25 protein-coding genes are annotated in these 24,072 nt (G+C 69.5%); 24 read left to right on the forward strand and 1 reads right to left on the reverse strand.

The genetic code is table 11. From position 1 onward, the window contains the following. The 16 genes from BMY97_RS40365 to BMY97_RS40440 all read left to right on the forward strand — a co-directional run. A partial coding sequence (locus BMY97_RS40365) for a transposase (protein ID WP_143086407.1) occupies positions 1–268 on the forward strand: 268 nt, incomplete at its 5' end. Positions 269–288: 20 nt separating this feature from the next. Continuing rightward, positions 289–891: an IS66 family transposase gene (locus tag BMY97_RS40370; protein WP_143086408.1), complete on the forward strand. Its 603-nt coding sequence runs from the start codon at positions 289–291 to the stop codon at positions 889–891. A gap of 738 nt (positions 892–1,629) precedes the next feature. Then, positions 1,630–2,514 carry a class I SAM-dependent methyltransferase gene (locus BMY97_RS40375; protein WP_091628249.1) on the forward strand — a complete coding sequence of 295 codons (885 nt, stop codon included), beginning with the start codon at positions 1,630–1,632 and terminating at the stop codon, positions 2,512–2,514. Positions 2,515–2,896: 382 nt separating this feature from the next. Next, positions 2,897–3,238 (forward strand): NADH-quinone oxidoreductase subunit A, encoded by a 342-nt coding sequence (locus BMY97_RS40380; RefSeq protein ID WP_091628251.1) that lies wholly within the window; start codon positions 2,897–2,899, stop codon positions 3,236–3,238. After that, positions 3,229–4,401 (forward strand): hypothetical protein, encoded by a 1,173-nt coding sequence (locus BMY97_RS40385; protein WP_091628253.1) that lies wholly within the window; start codon positions 3,229–3,231, stop codon positions 4,399–4,401. The genes BMY97_RS40380 and BMY97_RS40385 overlap by 10 nt, the downstream gene beginning before the upstream one ends. Beyond that, positions 4,394–5,320, forward strand: coding sequence for an NADH-quinone oxidoreductase subunit H (locus BMY97_RS40390; protein ID WP_091628255.1), 927 nt, complete (start codon positions 4,394–4,396; stop codon positions 5,318–5,320). The genes BMY97_RS40385 and BMY97_RS40390 overlap by 8 nt, the downstream gene beginning before the upstream one ends. A gap of 12 nt (positions 5,321–5,332) precedes the next feature. Beyond that, positions 5,333–5,896 carry an NADH-quinone oxidoreductase subunit J gene (locus tag BMY97_RS40395; protein ID WP_091628257.1) on the forward strand — a complete coding sequence of 188 codons (564 nt, stop codon included), beginning with the start codon at positions 5,333–5,335 and terminating at the stop codon, positions 5,894–5,896. Next, positions 5,893–6,198, forward strand: a complete 306-nt coding sequence (nuoK, locus tag BMY97_RS40400) for an NADH-quinone oxidoreductase subunit NuoK (protein WP_091628258.1) — start codon at positions 5,893–5,895, stop codon at positions 6,196–6,198. Before BMY97_RS40395 ends, nuoK begins: the two co-directional genes overlap by 4 nt. 49 nt (positions 6,199–6,247) lie before the next feature. Continuing rightward, positions 6,248–8,026, forward strand: a complete 1,779-nt coding sequence (locus BMY97_RS40405; RefSeq protein WP_245787756.1) for an NADH-quinone oxidoreductase subunit 5 family protein — start codon at positions 6,248–6,250, stop codon at positions 8,024–8,026. Between the two features lie 17 nt (positions 8,027–8,043). Beyond that, positions 8,044–9,522, forward strand: a complete 1,479-nt coding sequence (locus BMY97_RS40410) for a complex I subunit 4 family protein (protein ID WP_091628262.1) — start codon at positions 8,044–8,046, stop codon at positions 9,520–9,522. 16 nt (positions 9,523–9,538) lie between these two features. Beyond that, on the forward strand, positions 9,539–10,951 hold the full coding sequence (locus tag BMY97_RS40415; protein WP_091628335.1) for an NADH-quinone oxidoreductase subunit N: 1,413 nt from the start codon (positions 9,539–9,541) through the stop codon (positions 10,949–10,951). A gap of 226 nt (positions 10,952–11,177) precedes the next feature. Then, complete coding sequence (locus tag BMY97_RS40420) at positions 11,178–12,407, forward strand: hypothetical protein (RefSeq protein ID WP_091628263.1); 1,230 nt, start codon at positions 11,178–11,180, stop codon at positions 12,405–12,407. A 100-nt stretch (positions 12,408–12,507) separates the two neighbouring features. Next, on the forward strand, positions 12,508–12,909 hold the full coding sequence (locus BMY97_RS40425; protein ID WP_218156995.1) for a cupredoxin domain-containing protein: 402 nt from the start codon (positions 12,508–12,510) through the stop codon (positions 12,907–12,909). 373 nt (positions 12,910–13,282) lie between these two features. Continuing rightward, positions 13,283–14,950 (forward strand): VanW family protein, encoded by a 1,668-nt coding sequence (locus BMY97_RS40430; RefSeq protein ID WP_245787757.1) that lies wholly within the window; start codon positions 13,283–13,285, stop codon positions 14,948–14,950. Positions 14,951–15,010: 60 nt separating this feature from the next. Further along, complete coding sequence (locus tag BMY97_RS40435; RefSeq protein ID WP_218156996.1) at positions 15,011–16,600, forward strand: multicopper oxidase family protein; 1,590 nt, start codon at positions 15,011–15,013, stop codon at positions 16,598–16,600. Between the two features lies 1 nt (position 16,601). Beyond that, positions 16,602–17,096 (forward strand): hypothetical protein, encoded by a 495-nt coding sequence (locus BMY97_RS40440; RefSeq protein WP_143086410.1) that lies wholly within the window; start codon positions 16,602–16,604, stop codon positions 17,094–17,096. On the opposite strand, the gene BMY97_RS40445 is transcribed toward BMY97_RS40440, so the two are convergent. Continuing rightward, positions 17,023–17,757 (reverse strand): cytochrome c biogenesis CcdA family protein, encoded by a 735-nt coding sequence (locus BMY97_RS40445; protein WP_091628271.1) that lies wholly within the window; start codon positions 17,755–17,757, stop codon positions 17,023–17,025. The two genes, BMY97_RS40440 and BMY97_RS40445, sit on opposite strands and share 74 nt — an antisense overlap. A 66-nt stretch (positions 17,758–17,823) precedes the next feature. On the opposite strand from BMY97_RS40445, the gene BMY97_RS40450 reads away from it, so the two are divergent. The 8 genes from BMY97_RS40450 to BMY97_RS40485 all read left to right on the forward strand — a co-directional run bounded on the left by BMY97_RS40450 (position 17,824) and on the right by BMY97_RS40485 (position 24,065). After that, complete coding sequence (locus tag BMY97_RS40450) at positions 17,824–18,513, forward strand: ABC transporter ATP-binding protein (RefSeq protein ID WP_245787758.1); 690 nt, start codon at positions 17,824–17,826, stop codon at positions 18,511–18,513. Beyond that, complete coding sequence (locus tag BMY97_RS40455; protein ID WP_091628274.1) at positions 18,510–19,190, forward strand: heme exporter protein CcmB; 681 nt, start codon at positions 18,510–18,512, stop codon at positions 19,188–19,190. Before BMY97_RS40450 ends, BMY97_RS40455 begins: the two co-directional genes overlap by 4 nt. After that, positions 19,187–19,918, forward strand: a complete 732-nt coding sequence (ccsA, locus tag BMY97_RS40460) for a cytochrome c biogenesis protein CcsA (protein ID WP_091628276.1) — start codon at positions 19,187–19,189, stop codon at positions 19,916–19,918. Before BMY97_RS40455 ends, ccsA begins: the two co-directional genes overlap by 4 nt. 108 nt (positions 19,919–20,026) lie before the next feature. Further along, positions 20,027–20,461 carry a cytochrome c maturation protein CcmE gene (locus BMY97_RS40465; RefSeq protein ID WP_091628277.1) on the forward strand — a complete coding sequence of 145 codons (435 nt, stop codon included), beginning with the start codon at positions 20,027–20,029 and terminating at the stop codon, positions 20,459–20,461. Beyond that, positions 20,458–22,431, forward strand: coding sequence for a heme lyase CcmF/NrfE family subunit (locus BMY97_RS40470; protein WP_091628279.1), 1,974 nt, complete (start codon positions 20,458–20,460; stop codon positions 22,429–22,431). The genes BMY97_RS40465 and BMY97_RS40470 overlap by 4 nt, the downstream gene beginning before the upstream one ends. Further along, positions 22,424–22,894 (forward strand): cytochrome c-type biogenesis protein, encoded by a 471-nt coding sequence (locus tag BMY97_RS40475; protein ID WP_091628281.1) that lies wholly within the window; start codon positions 22,424–22,426, stop codon positions 22,892–22,894. Before BMY97_RS40470 ends, BMY97_RS40475 begins: the two co-directional genes overlap by 8 nt. Continuing rightward, a complete protein-coding gene (locus tag BMY97_RS40480; RefSeq protein WP_091628283.1) occupies positions 22,891–23,436 on the forward strand; it encodes a hypothetical protein in 546 nt (181 codons plus the stop codon). The genes BMY97_RS40475 and BMY97_RS40480 overlap by 4 nt, the downstream gene beginning before the upstream one ends. Then, positions 23,433–24,065 carry a TlpA family protein disulfide reductase gene (locus BMY97_RS40485; RefSeq protein ID WP_091628285.1) on the forward strand — a complete coding sequence of 211 codons (633 nt, stop codon included), beginning with the start codon at positions 23,433–23,435 and terminating at the stop codon, positions 24,063–24,065. Before BMY97_RS40480 ends, BMY97_RS40485 begins: the two co-directional genes overlap by 4 nt. Positions 24,066–24,072 lie beyond the last annotated feature (7 nt).

Genomic DNA, 24,072 nt, shown 5'->3' on the forward strand with positions numbered 1-24,072 from the left:
CTTCACCCCGTTCCTCGACTATCCACCCGAACTCCGCAGGATCGTCTACACCACAAACCTGATCGAGAACATCAACTTCCAGCTCCGCAAAATCACCAAGAACCGCGGCCACTTCGACAGCGACACCGCCGCGGCAAAACTGCTCTACCTCGGACTCCGCAACATCACCAGCAACCGAGGCGGACCATCGGGAACCGGCACCCGAGGCTGGAAACAAGCACTAAACACCCTCGCCGCACTCTTCCCAGACCGACTCCCACTCCACTAGAATAGAAGAAGAAATCGTCCGTGGCTTACACGGAAATCATGACAGGGCCCGACGCCTGGGCTCCCTACGACACCTACACCCAGGTGACGCACGCGTTGTGCAACAGTCATCTGCTCCGCGAGCTGCAGGCCGTCGCCGACCTCGCGCCTGACGGTGAGCCGTGGTGCTGGGCCACGCAGGTCGCGGACGCGCTCCGCGAGCTCAAAGGACTTGTCGAGGCGGCGAATGAAGCGAACCTGCCGCAGGTCGATGCCGCTCTGGCGGCCGAACAGACCCGCTTGCTGCGCTCGGCGGCGCGCCTCGGTGTCCGCCAGAACAAGGCTCGTTCCACGAAGATCATGGCCACCCACCACGCCCTGGCTCGCCGCATACTCGACCGTCACGATGACTACCTGCGGTTCTCGACAGATTTCCGGGTTCCGTTCGACAATAATGCGGCAGAGCGGGAAATCCGGATGGTCAAACTCCGGCAAAAAGTATCCGGATGCGCCAGAACCCTTACCGGAGCCCGACAGTTCACCGCGATCCGATCCTACCTCGCCACAGCGGCCAAACATGGGATCACGTTCTTCCACGCCCTCGTCCAACTGGCCGAAGGCCGCGCCTGGCTGCCCACTACCTAACAACCTGACCAGTTACGCATCGGTCAGCAAGGAGACGGTTTCAATGATCACTGACAAAGTGGTCACGGAGACGCAGGACTGGTCCAGCAAGCCCCTCGACCCGACCCGAGTTCAACCGGTCGTCGCAACAGCTTATTGAAATGACAATAGCAGCTCGTTGAGCGCTTCAGCTGGCGTCTTCCAGTCGAGTGCCTTGCGTGGGCATCCGTTGATTCGCATCCCTTGCCGCAGTGGCACTCGGCCGGGCCTGCGTCCTCCCAAATGGACGGCAAGCGCCGGATCGACCGAGCCAGTTCCCGATCTCCACACCACGAAAGCCAGGTCGTCGGCGAACATGCCGGCCTGCCGTTGCCACCCGACCGGAACCAAGGCGACCCGCCGCGTGGAACCACCTGCACGGCCGTTTGCCACCACCGCGAACGATCTCGTACGGAGCGGGCATATCGCGGCGCGGATCTCAGCCGGCCCGTCGAGACACCCGGGCGAGTGGCGCACCAACTGTCGGCGGCGATGACGGCGTCCAAGCCGCCGTCATGCAACACCGAGCGGGTGACTACTGGTCGGGCTTGCGGCGACGCCGGAGTGCAACGACCACCTGCCGTGCGCGCAGGAGGAACCGACCTTGAACGGCAAATGCCGCAGCTTCCCCTAGTAGAGCAGAACATCATGCTACTATTTTCCCTAGTTTACGCGGGCGCCTCGGACGGAGTCGTCGCGCGACCAGGAGGGAGCCGGTGGATGACTGGCAAGCCCGCTCCTCACGACAGTGGCAGTCGCGCTGTCGCGCGTCTCGGTGCCGATCGGTCGTGGCACACCGAGCGGGAACATCTGGTCCGCGCGCAGTTCGACGACCGCTCCCGAGCCGCAGAGTACGCGGCATCGCACGAGGAGCCGGGACCGTCCGGACGGTACTTCTCTTCTCGAATGCATGCGGTCCTGGAGGCACTCGGCCATTGCCCTGGCGGCGACCTGGTCGATGTCGGTTGCGGTCCGGGGGTCTTCGCGCGACAGCTCGCCGATGCACGGCCTGACGAGTTCCAGGTCACGCTGGTCGACTCATCGCCTGCGATGATCGCCGAAGCGTCCCGAAGCCTCCGCGGCACCAATACGCGACTCGCGGTCGGCGACGCTGTCAACCTGCCGTTTCCCGAATCGAGCTTCGGCGTAGCGGTTGCCATGGGCGTACTCGAGTACTGCGCCGTATCCACGGTCCTCGAGGAATGCGCGCGCGTCGTGCAGCGGAATGGATTGGTCCTGGTAACCATGCTGAACCCGCTCAGCCCATACAGAATATTCGAGTGGGTTGTGTATTGGCCACTACTGCGCCTGCTCGGAAAAATCGAAGGCATGCTCGGCCGAGCTCCGGAAGCGCGCCACGGACCGCGCCCAAGCGGCATCCGCGCAGTGCCTCCTTGGAAACTGCGTCGGCTCTTGCGCGCCGCGGGGCTTATGCCGGTGGATATCGTCTACTATGACGTCACGCCTGTTGTCCCGCCGGTCGACCAAGTTCTGTGGAAATTGTCTCGGCGATGGCAAACGCGTCCAGAAAGCACGCTGGCCCGTCGCGGCTTCCGGAGATTGCTAGGCAGCGCCTACCTGGTCGTCGCATCCAAGAGTGGATAGACCGCCGAGAGCACGCAATCCGCCGCTTTCCCGCGGCGCAGTCATCGCTGACCGAGCGACGGCGCGCCCAAGCTCGGCCACCTCGATCGGCGGGAATGTCTGACGACAGCTTCGCCCCCGGTGCCATGCTCGAACTGCGTAGGCCTCATGCGGAGCCAGCTTCTCGTGGACGCCAGCGCCCGGAGACACCGCCGGGCAATGCTGCCTCCAGGACGGCCACTCCACCTCCAGTTCGGCCCGCCGACATCAGCCGCGGCGCGTTTGAGATCCAGCGACGATGGTATAGCCTTACCCCCTAGAGGTATATGCACCTGGCTCGCCCTGCCCGCTCGGGTCAAGGCAGCTACGCTCCCTAGCAGGTCAAGGCAACCGAGGAGGCTGAATGCTCGGCGCGCTCGCGGCCCTGGTCGCGGTAGTCCTGGTGGCGGCGGCGGTCTACGCGGTGACCCGGCTCGTCCGGCTCGCCGGCGCCGCGCGGGACGTGCTGCCCTTCCTGTCCGGAGGCTCGCCCGCGGAGCATGCCGTGTCCCGGTTCCACGTGCGGTGGTACACGATCACGATGGTGTTCCTGGCCTTCGATATGGAGATGGTGTTCATGTACCCGTGGACACTGGTCGTCGCCGAGGTCGGCACCACGGCGGTCGTCGAGATGTTCGCCTTCCTCGCGGTCCTGGTCGCCGGGGTCTGGTATGCCCGGCGGGAGGGGGTGTTCCGGTGGACCTGACCGCCTGGCTGCTCCGGCACACTCCCGTGCGGCCCCTGGTGGTCACGACGATCGGCGGCACGGCAGCCCGTCTCGCGGTCGAGCGCGAAATCCGCCAGCGCGGCTGGCGCTGCGCTCGGAACCCGGCCGAAGCCAATCTGCTGGTCGTCGCGGGGCCGGAGACGGATGCCATGGCTCCGTTCTCCAACGCGGTCTGGCAGCTCGTCCCGGTCCCGCGAGTGCGGGTCGAGATCTCCGGTGACGCCGGTGTGGCGGCCGCGCTCACCGCCGCGGAACGTCAGCTCCGTTCGGTGGAACGCCAGCGCGTCTCCGCCGCGCCCCCGACCGAACACCACGAGCCCGAGCCGGAAGCAGAATCCGCGCACACCGACCACGCGATACACGATCACGGTGCCCGCGAGCACGGCCCGCCACCCCAGCACGAAATGCCGCGCGAGGGCCACGGCGACCACACCGAGTCGCACGATCAGCACACACATCACGGCGGCCACGACATGAGCGGCCATGACATGGGCGGTATGTCGATGCCCGGCGGCATTCCGATGGCCGACCGCGCCGACGACCGCGACGGCCTGAAGCTCGATCGGCTCACCGTCCCCCTGGGGCCGATCCTGCCCGACTGGCCGGCCGGGCTGATCGTGCGGGTGACCCTGCATGGTGACGTCATCCAGGACGCGGAGGTGGAAACGGTCCAGGAGCATGGGCACGGGCCCGACCTGGTGCGGTTCTGGGACACCGTGTCCCCGGACCGCACCCGTGTCACCGCGCAGCGGCTCGACAGCTGCGCGCGGCTGTTGTCGGTCGCAGGTTGGGAGTATGCCGCGACCCTCGCGTATCGGTTGCGCGACGAGGCGCTCGCGGGACGGGACAACGCTCGTGAGCTGTCGAAATGGGCCCGGCGGATTCGCCGGTCCCGGACGCTGCGCTGGTCCCTGTCCGGGCTGGGCAGCGACCGAAGGGAGACAGGCAGAGGCGACGCGGCCGACCGGCTGTACCGCTGGCTCGACGAAGCACTGGGCGAAACTCCGGCGGAACCGGACGACCCGAACGCTGTCCTGGAAGCACTGCCTGCCCTGCTCGCCGGAACCGAGCTCGCGGCTGCGCGGTTGATCATCGCGAGTCTCGACCCCGATCTCGAACGGATGCAGGCGGCCCATGGTTGACGCGCTGCCGTGGTGGAGCGGCCTTCTCCTGCCGGTCCTACTGGGCGCCCTGGCCGCCGTCACTGCGTCGTGTGACGCGCTCCTGTCCGCCCGCGCCGCCGGAGCGCCGCCCGGGCGAGCTGCGTCGCTCCCGCTGCGCGACGTCGGCGGGCTCCTTGTGCAGCAACGTCGCCGCACGGTGGCTTCGGACGTCCTGCTGGGACGCAGCGGCGCGCTCGCGCTCCTGGCCGCCGCCGTGTTCGCCTCGCTCTGCACCCCGCTGGGCCGGTGGCCGGTGGCGGATTTCCCGATCGGGGTCGTGTGGTTCAACGCGATGGAAGTCGTGGCCTGGGCGGCTGTCTGGCTGGTCGGCTGGAGCGCGAACTCGGCGTACGGCCTGCTCGGCGGCTACCGGTTCATCGCGCAAGGGCTGGCCTACGAACTGCCGCACATGTTCGCCTTGATCACCGCGGCTCTCGGGGCCGGCTCGCTGCGGGTGACCGACATCGTCGCCGCGCAGGATTCGCTGTGGTTCGTGGTGTGGATGCCCGCCGCGTTCGTGGTCTACCTGCTGTCGGTGCCGGCGATGTCTTTCTGGGGGCCGTTCTCCCATCCCGTGGGCCCGGACATCGCCGGTGGCGCGGCCTCGGAACTGTCCGGCGTGGACCGGCTGGTTTTCGCAGCCGGACGGTGGCTGCTGCTGGTCTCCGGGGCGGCCTTCGCTGTGCCGCTGTTCCTCGGCGGCGGGTCCGGGCCGCTGCTGCCGGGCTGGTCGTGGTCGGTGGTCAAGACGCTCGCGGTCCTCGCGCTGCTGGTGTGGCTGAAGCGCCGGATCCCCACCGTGCGGATGGAGCGCTACCAGGAGATCGCCTGGGTCGTGCTGATCCCGCTGACGCTCTTGCAAGCGCTCGTCGTCGCCGTCGTCGTGCTGGTCCGGTGAGGGGGAAGTCGCATGTGGACACAGATCGTCTTCTGGGTATGTACTGTCGGTGCGGTCGGTGCGGGGATCGCGGTGTTCCGGGTCGATTCGATGGCCCGCGCGACGTTCGCGCTGCTGGCCTCCTTCGTCTTCGCGGCCGGCACTCTCCTGCTGCTCAACCTGGCCTACCTCGGGGTACTGGTCGTCCTCATGATGATCATGGAGATGGTCGTCATGGCCGTCTTCATGATCATGTTCATGATGAACCCGGCTGGGCTGATGCCGATGACGATGGTGCACAACCAGAAGGGGTCGCTGGTCATTGCCGGAGGAGTGTTCGCCGCGCTCGCCGCGGGCATTTTCCTGGTGCCGTGGCCGTCCTCGGACCGGTCCCGACCGGCCGATCCCACGCGGGCGCTGGGAGAAGCGCTCATGGGCTCGAAGATGCTGGTGATGATGGTGCTCGGGTTGTGCCTGTTCGCCACGATGGTCGCCACGGTCGTGCTCTCCACCCACCGCGGCCGTTACGACCGGTACGGCGACAGGCTGCGCGAGAAGCAGCCGCAGGACCCTGTGCGGGGCGGGCTGAACCGATGACTCTGCAGACGTTTCTCCTGCTGGCCGCGGCTCTGTTCAGCGTCGGGCTGTACGGCGCGCTCTCGCAGCAGTCCATTGTGATGATCATGATGGGACTCGAGTTGATGGCGAACGCGGTGATCGTAGCGGGCGCGGCGTTCTGGTACTTCGTCTCCCCCGACCGACCGGACGGCCAGGTCGTGGTGCTGGTCGCGGTGACCCTGATGGCGGTCGACATGGCCGTCGGGTTCGCAGTGGTCACCGCGATCTTCCGGCGCCGCGACGTCGACATGACCGACTCGGCCGCGGACTTGAAGGGCTGAGCCGGTGGTCCTTTGGGTTTTGATCGGGCTCCCGCTGTCAGCGGGTGCCGTGCTGCTGGTCGTAGGGCATGTCCTCGACCGCGCCGCACCCGCCGTCGGCGTGACAGCCGCGGCTGTCACGCTGGTGCTTGCCATCGCCGCCGCGTTCACGCGGCCTGCCGGGTCGGCGCCGTTGCTGGCGGGTCTGCGGGCCGAGGTCGGAGTGGACGGGCTGTCCGCGGTCATGGTTGTGACCGTCGCCGTCGTGCTCGTCGCGGTGCTGATCTTCGCGGCCGGTGAGTTCGCCGCTGAAGAATCGCGGGCTCGGTTCCACGGGCTGATGCTGGTGTTCGCCGCCGCCATGCTGGTCACGGTGACCGCGCGCGACCTTGTCGTGCTGCTGATGGCGTGGGAGGTCATGGGGGCCTGTTCGTACGCCTTGATCGGGTTCTGGTGGCGGGAGGATCACCACGTCGATTCCGGCGGGATCGCCTTCCTGACCACCCGGTCCGCCGACCTCGGCCTGTACCTCGCGGCCGGCGCGGCGTACGCGGGCGGGGTCCCCGGCCTGACGCTGGCCGAGCTGCCCGGCGCGGCGGGCGGGTGGCGGGATGCGATCACCGCCGGGCTCGTGCTCGCCGCGCTCGGGAAGTCGGCACAACTGCCGTTCAGCTTTTGGCTCTCGCGGGCGATGGACGGCCCGAGCCCGGTCTCCGCGCTGCTGCATTCCGCGACGATGGTCGCGGCCGGGGCGTACCTGCTGATCCGGGTGGAGCCGTTGCTGGCGGTCACTGGGTGGGCCGCGGGCACAGTGGCCTGGGCGGGTGTGCTGACCGCACTGATCCTGGGCGCGGTCGCGGTGGTGCAGCGCGACCTCAAGCAGGTGCTGGCCGCGTCGACCTGTTCGCAGATCGGGTTCATGGTGCTCGCCTCCGGCGCGGGCGGCGCGGCCGCGGGAACGGCCCAACTGGTCGCGCACGCAGCCACGAAGAGCCTCCTGTTCCTCGGTGCCGGTGCCTGGCTCGTCGCGCTGGACACGAAAGATCTCGCGCGGTTACGCGGCGCGGCGCGGCGATATCCGTTGCTGGGCACGGTGTTCACCATCGGTGCGCTCGCGCTCGCCGGTGTGCCTCCGCTGTCCATCTGGGTTACGAAGGACGCGGTTCTCGCCGCCGCGCTCGCGGACTCGCCGGCGCTGTACGTCGTCGGACTGGCAGCCGCGCTGGTCAGCGGAGCCTACGTCGGGCGAATCCTGGCTGTCCTCTGGGCACCGGCGGACAACATGTCAAACCCACGGCTGAACGCGGCTTTGCTCGTGCCGCTGCCGATCCTCGCCGCTGCGGCCGCATTGCTCGGGATCGGCGGCGTGCCGGTCCTCTCGCAGCGGTTCGCCGAGTTGGTGGGCGGTGAAATGCCCGAGCCGGGGTGGGCCGAGCTGGTCGCGTCCGGGTTGCTCGCCATCGGCGGGGTCGCCGGGGCCGCGGCCTGGACGCGCAGCCGCTCCCTGGTTCCTCGTGCGGGTTTGCTGGGCGACTGGCTCGGGCTGGAGCGGCTCGCCCACGCCGGCGTTGCCGTGCCGGCCGCCCGGCTGGCCGAGGGCTTGGCCCGGTTCGACGACCGGGTGGTCGACGGCGGCGTGCGCGGGGCGGCAGCCACCGGCGCGGCGCTGGCGCGGCTGGCTGACGTACGGGTCGAGCTTTCGCTCGAAGCCGCGGTGCGTGCCGTCGCGGGCGGCACCCGGTCGCTGGGCCGGCTGGCGCGCCGCCCACAGACCGGGCAGCTGCACCATTACTACGCCCAGGCGGCGGTCGCCCTGGGCGTCCTGGCCTTGTTGTTGATCTTCCTGTGACGAACGTGAGGTAGCGCGTGCTCAGCGTGGTGGTGTTCCTGCCCTTGGTGGCCGCAGTGATCCCGTTCGCGGTCCCGCGCGTCACCGACCGGTTCGTGCGCTGGTGGTGGCTCGGCGCGGCGGCCGCGGATTTCGTGCTGGTCGTCATCCTGTGGGCCGACTACCCAAACGGCGACGGCTACGGGTACGAGGTCAATCTTCGCTGGATTCCCAGCATCAGCTCGGGCTACCACATCGGGGTCGACGGCCTCAGCCTGCCGCTCCTGGCCCTCACCGCCGGGTTGTTCCTGGCCTGCGCGGTCTACTCGCTCCGGCAGGAGAAGCGGGTGCGCTCCTTCGCCGTCCTGTTCCTCTTCCTCGAGACGGTCAGCCTCGGCCTGTTCGTCGCGCTCGACCTGATCCTGTTCTTCGTCTTCTTCGATCTGTCCATCGTGGGCATGTACTTCGTGATCGCGGGCTGGGGACACCGTGATGCGGCACGTGCCGCGATGAAGTTCTTCCTCTACACCTTCGTCGGCTCGCTCGCGCTGCTCGTCGGCTTCATCGCGCTCTACGTGACGGCCTCGCCGCACACCTTCGACCTCGTCGAGCTGACCCGGCAGATGCCGCTCGCCGGCGGCGGCTGGGCCGCGGGGCTGGTGCTGCTCGCGCTCGGGGTCGGGTTCGCGATCAAGACACCGACAGTCCCGTTCCACACCTGGCTGCCACCGGCGCACACCGAGGCGCCCGCCGCCGGATCCGCGATCCTGGCCGGAGTGCTGCTGAAGATGGGCACCTACGGGTTCGTGCGGATCGCGATGCCGATCCTGCCCGATACCTGGCGCCGCTACGCGATCGTGTTCGTCGTGGTCGGGGTCGTCAGTGTCCTCTATGGAGCATTGGTCGCCCTGGGGCAACGGGACTTCAAACGGATGGTCGCCTACACCTCCGTCAACCACATGGGATACATCATCCTGGCGATCGGCGCGGCCGGGATAGTGGGCGGTTCGGCCGCCGAGGCCCGTCAGCTCGCGGTCACCGGAGCGGTCACCCAAATGATCAGCCACGGTCTCATCACCGGCGCGCTCTTCCTCCTCGCCGGAGTCCTCTACGACCGCGGCGGCACCTACGACCTGGACCGCTTCGGCGGGCTGGCCGCCAGCGCGCCCCGGTTCGCGGGCCTCACCGCGGCAGCCGCATTCGCGTCGCTCGGGCTGCCCGGGTTCTCCGGGTTCATCGCCGAGTTCCAGATCTTCACCGGATCTCTCGGCGCCGCGCCGGTCGCGACCGTGCTGGCGTTCCTCGGCATCCTGATCACCGCGGCCCTGTTCCTGCGGGCGTTCCAGAAAGTGTTCCTCGGCAAGCCGAACGCCCCGGCCGCGGACCTCACCGTCGCCGAAGGCGTGTCGATCGCGCCGCTTCTGCTGCTCGCCGTCGTGATCGGGGTTTTCCCGCGGTTCCTGCTGGATCTGATCGAACCCGCGTCGCGGTCGGTCCTGAATCTGCTGGCCCGGTGACCGCGACGTGGAGATGATGAACGAAGATCCGCTCGCCCTGCTGCCGGAGATCATCCTCGCGGTCGCGGCGGTCCTCGGCCTGCTGCTCGGCTCCTACCTGCCCCGGCAGCGGCAGTGGCCGGTCCGCCTGCTCACCGCCGTCGCCTGCGTCGCCGGACTCGTCGCGACCGTGCTGGCGTGGGGCGATCCGGTTCGGACCGTTTTCGGCGGCAGCTACGCCCTCGACGTCGCGACCAACGCCGGCCGGACCGTCGTGCTGGCCGCTGTCCTGCTCACGCTCGGCGTCAGCGCTCGGGAATTCCGTTCTTCGCCCCGCGAAAGCGAGTGGTACGTGCTCGTACTGCTCGCCGCGCTGGGCACCATCGTGCTCACCGGCGCGAACGATCTGCTGTTGCTGGTGGCCGCGTATTTGCTCGCCAGCATCCCGCTCTACGCGATCGCCGGCTTCGCCAAGGACGACCTCGGCACCGAGGGAACGCTCAAGTTCTACCTGCTCGGCGCGCTGCTCGGAATCACCATGCTCGCGGGTGCCACCGTGCTGTTCGGCGTCGCCCGCGGGACCGGATACCCGGAACTGCAAAGCGGCCTCGGACACGCTCCCGCAGCAGTGGTCGCCGTAGGGTTCATCGGCGTGCTCGCCGGGCTGTTGTTCAAAATGGGTGCCGTCCCAGCACACTTCTGGATCCCGGACGTCGCCGAGGGAACCCGGCCCCCGGCGGCGGCCTTTCTCACCACCGTGCCCAAAATCGGCGGAGTCATCGCCGCCTACCGGCTGCTCGCGGCCGGAATGACGGATGCGGGGGTCGATGCGGCCCTGCTGGTCGCCCTCGTCGCCGCCGCGACCATGACCCTCGGCAACCTCGCCGCGTTCTTCCAACGCGATGTCCGCCGGTTGCTCGGCTACTCCACGATCAGCCAGGTTGGGTACCTGCTCATGGCAGTCGCTGTCGCGGGCCGCGGCTCCCTGGCGTTGCCGAGCACGCTGCTCTACCTCGGCGCCTACGCCGTGACGAACCTCGGCGCCTTCGCGGTCGTGTGCGCGCTGCCGCAGCGCAAGACGATCGAGGAATACCACGGCCTGTTGCGGCAACGACCGTGGCTCGCGCTCAGCTTGGTCGTGTGCTTACTCGGCTTGGTCGGCACGCCGCCGACCGCGGTATTCGCCGGGAAGCTGACGATCTTCACGGCCGCCCTCGACGGCGGCTACGCGTGGCTGGTCGTCGTGGCGGCCGTGAACACCGTGGCGAGCCTGTTCTACTACCTGCGCTGGATCGCCCCGGCCGTCCGGCCCGCCGCGGTGCCGCCGACGGGCGGCTCGGAGGGCTGGGCGAGCCTTACGGCGTACGTCGCCGCTCTCGCCTCACTTGTGCTGGGCCCCTTGACCGGGCTCCTGCTCACCGCTTTCCGCGGCGGTCTGGCACTGAAGTGACGCCGACATCGAGGAGGCTGTTGCGTACGCGCACGTCACTCGATCGAGTGGAACTCGATGCCCCATGGAGTATGGGTCGACACTCTCCGGCAGGCGCCGAGACTAGCCGGCCGAGCCGCACCCACGAATACCAAGAAAATTCCCAGACACGGCCCGGGGCCACCCGATCCTCCTATACTGAATAGTAGAATCGGGGCTCCCTGCCGCGGACCAGAAGGTGAACGCCATGGAGCAGCACGAGGTCACGCACCCGAGGCTGATGACCCGGCTGGCGGCCGCCCTCCGCGGCGAGGTCTCCGCCCAAACGGTCGAGGCCTACCGCCGCGCCGGCGTGGCCGCGTACGAGGACCTGCTGGCCGCGGAAAAGCTCCGCGACCGCTTGGCCGGCTGCGGCACCTGCCTGTGGGAGGCTCGGCCGGGCGAGCTGAGTCAGCTGCTGTGCACCTGGAACGCGTTCGTGCTGCAGACTCTGGGCGAGCAGTTCGTCGAGGCCGACTACGCGGCCGACCCCCGCACCGTCGGTTACCTGCCACCGGTGACGGCCGAGCAGGCAGCAGCGTTCTTCGGAGAGGTCGAACAGTGGTCCTCGCTGGCTCGTCGCGCTGTCCGGGACCAGGCCTATGACGTCGGCGCCGACGTGAGCCTGCCGGCGGCGCTGCCGGGCTGGGTGGACGTCGAGCCCTGTCCCCGCCCTCATCTGGCCGCGATGCTCGCCGCCGCGCGCACGATGCGCGACCATGCCCAGGCGGCGCTGGCCGACTTCGTCCGCGCTGGTATTCCCGACGGCAAAGCAGGAGTCCCGGGCAAGCTCGACGGGATGGTGGCCGAGGCCGACGGCGCGGTGTCTCACGCGGAGTCGCTGTGGTCGCCCACTGCCACCGAAGCGGTTCACCAGCGCGTCGAAGCGTCGGTGAAGCACGGAATCGCCAGTTACCACTTGGTTGGCCAGCTCCTGGCGATGCCGACCCTGCTGGGCAGACCGGAGACCGAGGTCGCGCTGGTCACCGGTCCCCGGCTCCCGCTGCCGGGGCAGCCAGGTTTCGACCCTTGGTGCCTGACCGACCCGGGCAGCCGGGAGCGCTGGCAGCACGACCCTGCGGCCCGGCGCGCAATCGACGTCCTGTGGCGCAGCGACCCGGCCCCGGCCGCGACCTTGACGGTCCAGGACCAGATCGACGCCGCCCTCGGTTCCGGCACCGTCCTGGCCGGAACGACCCCGGGCGGCCAGCCGATCGGCCACTACTACTGCTGTCCCTGGCCGGCGATCTACCTCGTTCGCAAGCCGGTGCTGATCGCCGGACGCGGGCTACGTCCCGGGGACCAGTTCGCGTTCGAGGTATCCGCCGAGGAAATGTTCGAGGGCGGGGCCTTCAAGCGTGCCCTCGTGCTCGGCCCGTTCCATCCGACCACCGAGATCGACTACTGCGATCCCACCACGGGCGGACACCGCGATTAACCCAGAGGAGGACACGAAGATGGGGATCCACCAGACCGGTCCGGGCGGCACACCGCGATCTCGACTCCGGGCCGCCGCATTGATCGGAGCGGTCGGCCTCGTGACCACGGCCTGCGGAGGTGGGGGCAGCGGCTCTTCGGCGCCGAGTTCCTCGCCCGCCGCGGCACCGGCCGCGACCGCAGCGGGGGAGCCGGTCAAGGTCACGCTCACCGAGTTCAAGGTCAGCCTCGCCGACCAGACGCTCCCTGCCGGCACGTACACCTTCGTCATCGACAACAGCGGTCAGACCGCCCACGCCCTGGAGGTCAAGGGTCCCGATGGCCTGGACGAGAAGACAGCCACGCTGCGCGGCGGCCAGTCGGCCAACCTCACAGTCACTCTGCGGCAAGGCGCCTACGAGCTGTGGTGCCCGGTCGGCAACCACAAGGACCAGGGCATGGACACCACGATCACCGTCGACGCGGCCGCCACCTCGACCCCGACCGGCGGCGGAAGCTACTGAGACACTGCTCGGTAGCGCGGCAGTACCCCGGCATGCCGGGGTACTGCGGGCGCGGTGAGTCTCCTCCAGGCTGACAAAGCCTGCCGGCCAGCGGACCCGTCCGGATCACCGGGACTGCCTTGCCGGCAACGGCACCATCGGCTTCAGCGTTCTGCTGCTCCGGTCGGCCGGGCGGCTCGAACGGCAGCCCCTCCCAACCAGAAACTATGCGCAATAGTAGCCTGAGCCGTCCGCGGCGGACGCGGGGAATCAACGCGACTCGGGGGCTTTTGTGCATCCTTCGCTCGACAACAACGACTGGCCCACAGCCGACCCGGACCGGCAGGGCAGCGGAGACGGTGCTCGCCGGACGAACCGCCCGTGGTGGCGACGCGTGGCGACGATCGCCGCGGCCTCCGTGGCGGGCGTGCTGGCCGTGCTGTACGTGATCGGGGTGATCGTGACGGCCGGGGACGTTCCTGCCGGTACCTCGGTGGCGGGCGTCGCCATCGGCGGGCTGTCCCCCGCGGACGCGGCGAGCACGCTGACCACGGGGTTGGCGCCCCGGCTCGGCAAGCCGGTCCAGGTCTCCGCCGGGAACCGCTCGACGCAGTTCGTCCCCGCGTCCGCCGGGGTCCGGATCGACTACGCCGCCACGGTCGCGCAGGCCGGGACCCAGTCCGCGACCCCCTGGGCACTTCTGGGCTCGCTGTTCGGCAGTCGGGAGTTCGGCGTCGTCTCCAGCGGCGACGAGCAGGCCATCGCCCGGGTCGTGACCGGACTCCGCCCCGCGGTGGAGCAGGCGTTGGTCGAGGGCGATGTGCGGTTCGACGGCCTTACCCCGGTCCCGATTCAGCCGCAAGCCGGGCGGCAGCTGGACGAAGCCGCGGCCAAGAACGCACTCGTGAGCGCATGGGCCGGCCGCGACCGGATCGAACTGCCAATCCGGACCCTCCAGCCGAAGGCTTCACCCGAAAGCGTGCAACGAGCCATCGACCAGGTGGCCATGCCCGCGGTTTCGGCACCGGCGACAGTGCAAGGCGACGGACGCGACACCACACTCAGCCCAGCGCGCATCGCCGCCGCCTTGACTTTCCGACCAGGCGACGACGGAACCCTGGTCCCTACGCTGGCCAAGGACAAGCTCGGCTCGGTGATCGACAAGCTCGCTCCCACCGAGAATCCGGGCCAAGACGCCCGGATGGACTTCAGCAGCGGCCAGCCGGTGGTCACCCCTTCGTCCGGCGGACGGCGCATCGACTGGGACCTGACCCTCGCCCGGCTGCTGCCAGCGCTCACCGGATCGGGTGCGCGGACGGTGCCGGCCGACTACGTCGCCGCGCCCGCGGACGTGACCACCGACTCGGTGAAGTCGCTCGGCATCAAGGAGGTCGTCGGCGAGTTCGCCACAGCCGGATTCGCCCCGGACTCCGGCGTGAACATCCGTGTGGTCGCCGACAAGGTCAACGGCGCGATCGTCAAACCCGGCGAAACGTTCAGCCTCAACGGCTATACCGGCCCGCGCGGCGAGCCGCAGGGTTACGTCGAGGCAGGGGTGATCGAAGAAGGCGTGCCCGCGCGCGAGGTCGGCGGCGGTATTTCCCAATTCGCCACGACCACCTACAACGCCGCCTACTTCGCCGGCATGACCGACGCCGGGCACAAGGAACACAGCTTCTACATCAGCCGCTACCCCGCCGCCCGCGAGGCGACGGTGTTCCAGAACCCGGACGGCAGCAGCGTCATCGACCTGAAGTTCACCAACGACTTCCCCACCGGAGTCGCGATCCAAACCATCTGGACGCCTTCGTCCATCACCGTGAAGCTGTGGGGAACCCGACACGTCAATGTCGAGTCGACCCCCGGCCCGAAACACGACTACGTCAACCCGCCGACGGTCACGAAGCCGGACAGCTCGTGCAAACCGGTCCAGGGAAAACCCGGGTTCACCGCTTCCGATACCCGCGTGATCCGGGACCTCTCCGGCAAGGAAATCAGCCGCCGCACCCGCAACGTCCGGTACAACCCGGAGCCGAACGTGATCTGCTCCGCCAGCGGCTGATCGACCAGCCTATGTACTATCGGAAGCCGTAGCAGATCCGCTCGTCCAGCAGAGGAACCGATGACACCTGCCGAACGCTCGCCGATGATCCCGAACCGCCTGCTGAATCGCCGCGGGTTCCTCGCACTGGGTGCGGGCGCGACCGCGGCTTTCGGGCTGGCGGCCTGCTCGTCCGGCGGATCGTCCGCGTCGCAGCAGAAGAAAATCGGCCCGACCTCCCCGCTGGTCAACCGTGCCGAGGCGGCCCGGCGCCCGGCGAACGCGTCGGTCCACGCGATCGGCCTGACCGCTCAGCCCGGCGAAATCGACCTCGGCGGGGTCACCGTCAAAACCTGGAGCTACGGGCAGCTGCCCGGCCCGGAGATCCGGCTCAAGCGCGGTCAGGTGCTGCGGGCGAAGATCAGCAACCGGCTGCCGCAGCCGACCACGATCCACTGGCACGGCCTGGCGCTGCGCAACGACATGGACGGGGTGCCCGACCTCACGCAGCCCGCAGTCGCCGCCGGACGCGACTTCACCTACGAGTTCACCGCGCCGGAGGCCGGCACCTTCTGGTTCCATCCGCACGTGGGGGTGCAGCTCGACCGCGGCCTCTACGGCCCGCTCATCGTCGAGGATCCCGCCGACGGCAAGGACTACGACGCGGAACTCGTGATCGTGCTGGACGACTGGATCGACGGCGCCGGCACCGACCCGGACGCGGTTCTGGCCGGCCTCAAGAAGAACGGCATGTCCATGGGCGGCACACCGACGTCGTCGATGCCGGACATGCCTGGCATGGGCAGCTCACCATCGACCTCCATGCCCGGCATGGGCGAAATGCCGAAATCAGCGCTGCTCGGCGGCGATGCCGGCGACGTGACGTATCCGTATTTCCTGGCCAACGGCCGCAGGTCGATGGACCCGGCGAGCTTCGCCGCGAAGCCAGGGCAGCGCATCCGCCTCCGGCTGATCAACGCCGGCGGGGACACCGCGTTCCGGGTGGGCGTGCCGGGGGCCGGACTCCGGATCACCCACACTGACGGCTTTCCCGCCGCCGCGGCCAGCGAGGCCGCGGCGGTGCTGCTGGGCATGGGCGAGCGGGTCGATGCCGTGTTCACCGTGCCCACCAGCGGAGTCCCGGTATTGGCCGTCGCCGAAGGGAAAGGCGGCTACGCTCAGGTTCTCGTGCACGCGGGCGGCAGCCGCGCGAGCGCCGCGAACGACGGCGCGGTGGAACAGTTGAAGGCGGCGAAAACCTTGACGGTCGCGGATTTCACCGCGGCACCGCAGGTCTCGCTGGCGGAGAAGACCCCGGACGTCACCCACGACCTCAAGCTGTCCGGCCCGGGTGCCAAGTACGACTGGACCGTCAACGGCAAAGCGTACAACCCCAACGAAGACGGACTGCCCGTCCGGCAAGGGCAACGAGTCCGGCTGCGGTTCGTGAACGACACCGACATGTACCACCCGATGCACCTGCACGGGCACACCTTCCAGGTGCGGGGACAACGCTCCCCCGGCCCGCGCAAGGACACCGTGCTGATCCTGCCCCGGCGGACGGTCGAGGTCGACTTCGACGCGGACAACCCCGGTCAGTGGCTGAGCCACTGCCACAACGTCTATCACGGCGAAGCGGGGATGATGACCGTGGTGTCCTATGTGGAGTGACGTGCGCACGCGAGGGGCTGCCGCGCTCGCCGCCGCGGCGATGAGCGCGCTTGCGGTAGGCGTGCCGACCGACGTGATCGACACGTCGCTGTTCACCCGGATGACGCCGGTGCGCTGGTGGGAATACCCGGTACTCGCCCTGACCGCGGCACTGACCGGACTATGGGTGCTGATCCCGCGACCGAGTGGCGACGTCCGCGGGCGCGGAGGCGTACTCGGTGCCGTCACGGCGGCGGTGTTCGCGGTCGGCTGTCCGATCTGCAACAAGATCGTGGTCGGCCTGCTCGGCATTTCCGGCGCGCTCGGCATCTGGGCACCGGTTCAGCCGGTGCTCGCGGCGCTGTCCCTGGCCGCGTTGGCCGCAGCGGTCGTGCTCCGCTGGCGCCGGCGTTCGTGCACCGCGGAAACGTGTGCGGTCGACGTCACATCGGAGGCCAGCCCAGCCGGGCGAACACCGCCAGCATCCGGCCCATCAGCTGCGTCCAGCCTCCGGTAAGCATCGCGATCCCCATCGCGATCAGCAGGATGCCGCCGGTGATCTCGATCTTCCGGGTGTGCGCACGCAGCCACGCCAAGCCGCGCTGTCCTCGCGCGATTCCGATGGCGACGAGCACGAACGGCACCCCGAGTCCGAGCGAGTAGGCCGCCAGCAGCAACGCACCGGTGCCGACCGTGGCGGTGCCGGCGGCGGTCGCGAGGATCGACGCCAAGACCGGGCCCACACACGGCGTCCAGCCCAGCCCGAACGCCGCCCCGAGCACGACCGCGCCCGCCGGCCCACTGCGCACCCGGCGCAGGTCGAATCGCAATTCCCGGTGCAGCAACGGAATACGCACCGCGCCGAGGGAAACCAGGCCCATCGCGATCACCAGCACGCCGCCCGCGACGGAGAGGATCTGCCGGTGCTGCGCGAGCAACAGGCCGAACGCCGACGCGGTGGCTCCCAGTGCGACGAACACGATCGTGAAGCCCGCGATGAACAAAGCCGACGCAAGCCCGACCCGGGGTTTGACGCGCAGACTGGTCACTGCCTCGCTTTCCCGGCCGAGCCCCGAAACGTAGGACACATACCCCGGCAACAGCGGCAGCGCGCAAGGCGAAGTAAAGGAAATGATCCCCGCGACGATCGCCAGGGACAACGACGCATACAGATCCACGAGTGAGAAATCCTGCCGATGGGGGCCGGACCCCGGTGGCGCACCAGGGCTTGTAGTCTACGAAGGATGATAGTAGAACAACGGGAGCCGGTGATCGCACTGACCGGGCTCGGCGTCGACGTCGGTCGCACGCCGGTCTTGCGCGCGCTTGACCTCCTGGTGCGCGCCGGCGAGGTCTACGGCATCCTTGGCCACAACGGCGCAGGGAAGAGCACTCTGCTTCGAGTGCTCGCCACTCTCCTGCACCCTGCCTGCGGCCAGGGCACGGTCCTCGGCGCCCGGCTGGGCAGCTCCGAAGTCCGCCGCGTCCGCGCTTCGATCGCTCTGGTCGGTCACCGCCCGGCCGCGCATCCGCACCTGACCCTGGAAGAAAACCTGCGCCACGTCGCCGCGCTGACCGGCCGCCCGGAATCCGCGGTCATGGCGGCGCTGGAAGTGGTCGGCCTGCGGCGAGCGGCGGGCCGCCGCGCCGATCGGTGCTCGCAGGGAATGCTGCGGCGTGCGGATCTGGCCCGGATCGTGGTGACCGAACCGGCGCTGCTGTTGCTCGACGAACCGCACGCCGGGCTCGACCGGGCGTCGTTCGGGTTGGTCGACCTGGTTGTCCAACGGGTCCGCGCCCGCGGCGGTGCCAGCGTCGTGGTGTCACACGACGCGCCGCGGATCTGGGCGCTGGCCGATCGGGTCGGGGAACTCGCCGACGGCGGTATCCTCGCACGCCACCGCCAGCCGGAGCCCGAGAGCGAGTGGCAGTGAGCACCGCAGCGCCCACTCCCCTTGGGCAGGCCCGGGGAATTGCCCGCACTGAGCTGCGCACCGAGACCCGCGCCGGCGAAGCACTGTGGATTATCACTCCGTTCGGCGCAGTCGCCCTTCTGCTCGCTCCCATGGCCATCGGGGCCGACCGGCCGCTGCTCGCGCAGCTGGGCTTGGGCATGTACTGGGTGGTCGTCCTGCTGTTCGGCGTCCTGGTCGCGCTGCGCCAGACGACCACCGACTCCCCGGCCCACCTGGCCATGCTCCGGCTGACCGGCATCCCGGCGGCGGCACGGCTCGCCGGCCGGGCCGCCGCCACCACAGTCCTGCTGCTCGGATTCGAGGCCGTCCTGCTCCCGGTGATGCTCGCCCTGTACCAGCCGGATCTCGCGGGCTGGCCGTGGCTGGCCGCCGCACTGCCGCTGACGGCGACCGGGCTGGCCGCGCTCGGGACCCTCGCGGGCGCGCTCGTCCAGGGCATGGCCGGGAAGAGCACGCTCGGCCCGCTGCTCGTCTGCCCGCTCGCGCTGCCGATGCTGCTCGGCTCGACCGAACTCGTGACCGCCGCCGGATACGGCCGGGTGCCCTGGCTGTGGTTGCTGCTACTCGTCACCGTCGCGGCGATCGGCTGGCTCGCGCTGACCATCGGCGCCAACGCGTTGGAGGAATCATCGTGAATCTGTTCGGACGGTGGCTCCCGACCGCCACGATCACCCTGCTCGCGGCCGGGCTCGCCGGAGCCGTTCTCGCGCCCCCGGACCGTATTCAGGGGGATTACCAGCGGCTGATGTACGTGCACGTGCCGACCGCATGGGCGGCCTACCTGTCGTTCGGCCTCACCGGCCTGGCGAGCGCCGGGTGGCTCTGGCGGCGCCGCCCCGGGCTCGACCGTCTCGCCGCGGCGAGCGCCGAACTGGGCGTGCTGTTCACCGGCCTGACGATCGTGCTGGGCTCGTGGTGGGGCAAACCGGTCTGGGGCGTGTGGTGGACCTGGGACCCCCGGCTGGTCACCACCGCGCTGATGTTCTTCGTCTACCTGGGTTACCTGGCCCTGCGGCGGGCGACCCTCGATCCCATCGCCCGGGCGCGGCGAGCCGCGGTGCTCGGGGTCGTCGCGGTCGTCCAGGTGCCGATCGTGCACATGTCCGTCGTCTGGTGGCGGGCACTGCACCAGCCGCCGACCTTGCTGAAACCCGGCGATCCCACCATCGACCACCGGATGCTCGCGGTCCTGCTACTCAATGTGCTCGCCTACACCGTATTGGCGGGAATGCTGCTGCGCGCCAGGCTCCGGCTGGCTGCGCTCGAAGACGACCTGGCCGCGGCGCGGGCCGGCGAGGACCGCGAACTCGCGGGCGGCTTCATCGCCGCACCGCAGTTGGAAGGACAGGTACGCGATGTCTGAATGGGCCTGGGTGGCGATCGGTTTTGTCATCACGTTCGCGACGCTCGCGGGGTACACGTTCCGACTCCGCCGACGGGCGGAAGCGATCCGCCAGGAACGGGAACAACGGTGAAGCGGTACCGCCTGCTGGCCGTCTCCGGCATCGGCATCGTCGCCGTTCTGGTCGGCGTGCTCCTGTTCGGCAATCTCAACGGCAACCTCGTCTACTACCTGACCCCGGCCGAGGCGATCGCGAAGCACGCCGACTACCCGGACGGACGTCGGTTCCAGCTCGGCGGTTTTGTCGAACCGGGCAGCGTCACACACACCCCAGAGGGGCTGCGATTCGTCGTGTCCTCCGACGTGAAGCCCGGCGGCCCGGCCATCGCTGTCCTGCACACCGGACCGCTTGCGCAGCTGTTCCAGCCGGGCATCGGGGTCATCGTAGAGGGCTCCTGGCGCGGCAAGGACTTCGTCTCCGACACGATGATCGTCAAACACGACGCGAACTACCGGCCCCCGGCGAGCAAACCCTCGTCCTCCCCCGGGGGTGATCCGCGGTGACCGCCGTGCTCCCTGCCGCGGGCTGGGGCGGTGCCCTCCTCGGCCTCGCCGCCTCCCTGGTGCTCGTCTGGTACGGATTCCGCGCCCAGGCGCGGCCCGGCTCGATTCGCCTCGGCCAGCTCCGCGCCGCCACCATGGTGGTGCTCGGCGGTGCGGTCCTCTCGATGGCGGCGCTCGAAACGGCGCTGCTCACCGACGACTTCGCGATGTCCTATGTCGCGGAAACCCACTCGCGGGCGACGCCGCTGCTGTTCACGATCACCAGCGCCTGGTCGGCGCTCGGCGGCAGCATCGTCCTCTGGGCGCTGCTGCTCGCCGGCTTCGTCTTCGCCGCCTGCCGCAAGGTCCGCGACGCCGGCGACCGGCTGGGCACCGGTGCTCTCGGGTTCATGGGCCTCGTCGCCGCGTTCTTCTTCGGCCTGGTGACCACGGTCGCCAACCCGTTCCGGATCCTGCCGAATCCTCCCGCGGACGGTCCGGGCCCGAATCCCTTGCTGCGCAACGACATCATGGTGGCGATCCATCCCCCGCTGCTCTACCTCGGGTTCGTCGGGTTCACCGTGTCCTTCGCCTACGCCATGTCGGCGCTGCTCATCCGTCGCGGCGGGACCGACTGGCTGGTGCGGACCCGGCGCGCCAACCTGGTGGCCTGGACGTTCCTCACCGCCGGGGTCGTCGTGGGCGCGTGGTGGTCCTACGAGGTGCTGGGCTGGGGCGGGTACTGGGCATGGGACCCGGTCGAGAACGCGGCCCTGATCCCGTGGCTCGTGGCGACCGCGTTCATCCACTCGGCAGTCGTGCAAGTCAAGCGCGGAACGCTGCAGGCGTGGAATTTCGTGCTGGCGCTGGCCACCTTCGCGCTGACGATCCTGGGCACGTTCCTCACCCGGTCCTCAGTCGTGGCATCGGTCCACTCGTTCACCCAGTCCGGAGTCGGGCCCGCGCTGCTGGGCTTCTTCGTGCTCGTCCTCGCCGGCGGCTTCACGCTCTTCGCTCTGCGCGGCGAAGCCGTCGCATCCCGGACGCGGTCGCTGCGGCTCGCCAGCCGCGAGGGCGTCTTCCTGATCAACAACCTGGTGCTCTGCCTGTTCGCGTTCATCGTGCTGCTCGGCACGGTGTATCCGGTCTTCGTCGAAGCGTTCACCGGAGACCAGGTGTCCGTCGGACGGCCGTTCTTCGACCGGATGGCCGTCCCGCTGTCCTTCGCGCTGTTGCTCGCGATGGGTGCCGGGCCGTTCACCCCCTACCGCTGGGCCTCGGCGGCTGTGCTGTGGACCCGGCTGCGATGGCCGTTGCTGCTCGGCAGCGCGGCCGCGGCCGCCGTGGCCCTCGCGGGAATCCACTCGGTCGGCGTCGTAGCGGTGGTCTTGCTTGCCACGACGATCGTCGCGGCCAGCATCCGGCATCTCGTGGTCAGTGCACCGAGCAAGCGTCCCTCCGGGCTCTGGCGGCTGGTGTCGGGCCAGCGGGCGTACTGGGGCGGGCAGGTGGCCCACATCGGTGTCGCCGTCGCCGCGGTGGCCATCTCCGTCGCCGGAGCGACCGCGACCCGCGCCACCGCCACCCTCACGCCGGGCGCCACCGCGGAGTTCGCCAGTTACACGGTCACGTTCGTCGCCAGCGAACAACACGACGAGCCTGACCGCACCCAGCGGGACGCGCACCTCGAGTTCCGCGCGGACGGCAGGCTCGCCTGGACCGCGGAACCCAAACTGGAAACCTTCGCCAACCAGCCGCAGGCGGTCGGCACCCCCGACGTGTGGAGCACCTCGGGCCGGGACGTCTACGTCGCGCTGGCACAGCTCACGCCGGGCAGCGTCACCGTGAACCTCTACCGCTACCCGCTGATGTCCTGGCTGTGGGCGGGCGGCTTCCTCATGGCCGCGGGCGGTCTCTGGGCGCTCAGCGAACGACGAAGGCGGCGACCGAGCGAGATCGCGCCGGCGGAGGAAGCGGCAAGCCATGCGTAAGAACCTGCTCGCACTCGCCGGGATCCTCGTCCTGCTCGGCGTCGCCGCCAGCCTGCTCCTGGTCACCGGCGGCGAGCCCGTCGACCGGGCGCACGAGCTGGACCAGCGTCTGCGCTGCCCGGTGTGCAAGAGCGTGTCCATCGCCGAATCACCGTCGGAAACCGCGACCGCGATGCGGCAAGCCGTCCAGGACCAGGTCGCGGACGGGCGCGACGACGACCAGATCCTGGGCTTCTTCCGGGCGCGCTATGGCGACTGGGTACTGCTGGACCCGCCCGCGCGCGGGCGCACGCTCTGGGTGTGGCTGCTGCCCGCCCTGGGGATGCTCGGCGGGCTGCTCGTGCTGACCGGTCTCTTCCGCCGACGACGGGAGGCACCGCCGCTGGCCGAGGAGGACCGCGCGCGGGTCGAAGTCGCCCTCCGGAAGGCGCGCGAGCACGGCGGCAGCGAGGAGCCAGCATGACTGCGGCCGAGGAACGCGACCAGGCGCTGGGCGACATTCTCGCGCTGGAAGCCCAAGTCAAGGCCGGGGAGATCCCGCCGGAGGTCGGACGGCGTCTCCGTGCCGAGTACGAGCAGACCGCCGCCTCCGCGATCAGACGCCTCGAGGAGACCGCTCGGCAACCGGCTCGGCGACCCCGCGAACGCGGCTCACGAACGCGGACCGCCGCCTACCTCGTCACCGTGGCTGTAGCGGGGATCGCCGCCGCGGTGGTGCTCCCCGCCGCGGTGCAGCAACGCCCGCAGAACGGGTTCATCACCGGCAATGAGGTCGTGCCGGTCCCCAGGTCGTCGGCGGCTCCGCTCCCGTCCGGCACCGGAGCCGCCGCAACCGCGCTGTGGATGAAGGCGAACCTGCAACTGTTCGCCCAGAACGACCCGGCGGCGGCGCTGGAAACTCTGGACCAGCTCCGGCAACAGCCCGGCCTGCCGGCCCGGACGAGGCAGGACGTCGACACCATGATCGCCACTGCCCGGCGCGAACTCGCGAAGGAGGGACGATGAGCGCTTCCCCGGAAACCGACGCCCCCACGAGCACCATGCGCTGGCTGCGCTGGGCGGCTCTCGCCGTCGCGGTCGCCGCAGTGGCCCTCGGCGTGATCATCGGCACCCGCGTCGACGACGACCCGAACCTGGTCGACACCCCGCTGATCGGCAAGCCCGCACCGGACCTCACGCTGCCCTACCTGGAACGCGGCAGCGACCTCGCGGTGAAGTCGTTGCGCGGCCAGGTGGTCGTCGTCAACTTCTGGGCATCGTGGTGCGTCCCCTGCCGCGAAGAACAGCCGATTTTGACCGCGGCCGCCGACGCTTACCGCAACTCCGGCGTCACGTTCGTGGGCGTCAGCTACCAGGACCAGCGCAACAGCGCGGTCGGCTTCCTCAACGAGCTCGGCCGGGGCGAGAGCTACCATTACGTCACCGACCCCGGATCGCGCGCTGCCATGGAATTCGGCATCTACGGCATCCCCGAGACGTTCTTCCTCGACCGCAACGGCACGATCGTCGCGAAGATCACCGGCCCCGCCGACCCGGCATTGCTGGCCTCGACGCTCGACGACATCGTCGCCGGCCGCCCGCCTCGGTCTCGCACCGACGGCTCCGTCCAGCGGGCGCCCGAGCAAGGCCGATGACGAACCG

It is taken from the genome of Amycolatopsis saalfeldensis, from assembly GCF_900110575.1.
Taxonomy (GTDB): Bacteria; Actinomycetota; Actinomycetes; order Mycobacteriales; family Pseudonocardiaceae; genus Amycolatopsis; species Amycolatopsis saalfeldensis.

Coding starts and splice junctions, on each gene's coding strand:
- BMY97_RS40390 (WP_091628255.1), top strand. CDS start 4,394: ATGGTTGACGCGCTGCCGTGGTGGAGCGGCCTTCTCCTGCCGGTCCTA.
- BMY97_RS40375 (WP_091628249.1), top strand. CDS start 1,630: ATGACTGGCAAGCCCGCTCCTCACGACAGTGGCAGTCGCGCTGTCGCG.
- BMY97_RS40480 (WP_091628283.1), top strand. CDS start 22,891: ATGACTGCGGCCGAGGAACGCGACCAGGCGCTGGGCGACATTCTCGCG.
- BMY97_RS40485 (WP_091628285.1), top strand. CDS start 23,433: ATGAGCGCTTCCCCGGAAACCGACGCCCCCACGAGCACCATGCGCTGG.
- nuoK (WP_091628258.1), top strand. CDS start 5,893: ATGACTCTGCAGACGTTTCTCCTGCTGGCCGCGGCTCTGTTCAGCGTC.
- BMY97_RS40395 (WP_091628257.1), top strand. CDS start 5,333: ATGTGGACACAGATCGTCTTCTGGGTATGTACTGTCGGTGCGGTCGGT.
- BMY97_RS40435 (WP_218156996.1), top strand. CDS start 15,011: ATGACACCTGCCGAACGCTCGCCGATGATCCCGAACCGCCTGCTGAAT.
- BMY97_RS40415 (WP_091628335.1), top strand. CDS start 9,539: ATGAACGAAGATCCGCTCGCCCTGCTGCCGGAGATCATCCTCGCGGTC.
- BMY97_RS40380 (WP_091628251.1), top strand. CDS start 2,897: ATGCTCGGCGCGCTCGCGGCCCTGGTCGCGGTAGTCCTGGTGGCGGCG.
- BMY97_RS40475 (WP_091628281.1), top strand. CDS start 22,424: ATGCGTAAGAACCTGCTCGCACTCGCCGGGATCCTCGTCCTGCTCGGC.
- BMY97_RS40450 (WP_245787758.1), top strand. CDS start 17,824: ATGATAGTAGAACAACGGGAGCCGGTGATCGCACTGACCGGGCTCGGC.
- BMY97_RS40420 (WP_091628263.1), top strand. CDS start 11,178: ATGGAGCAGCACGAGGTCACGCACCCGAGGCTGATGACCCGGCTGGCG.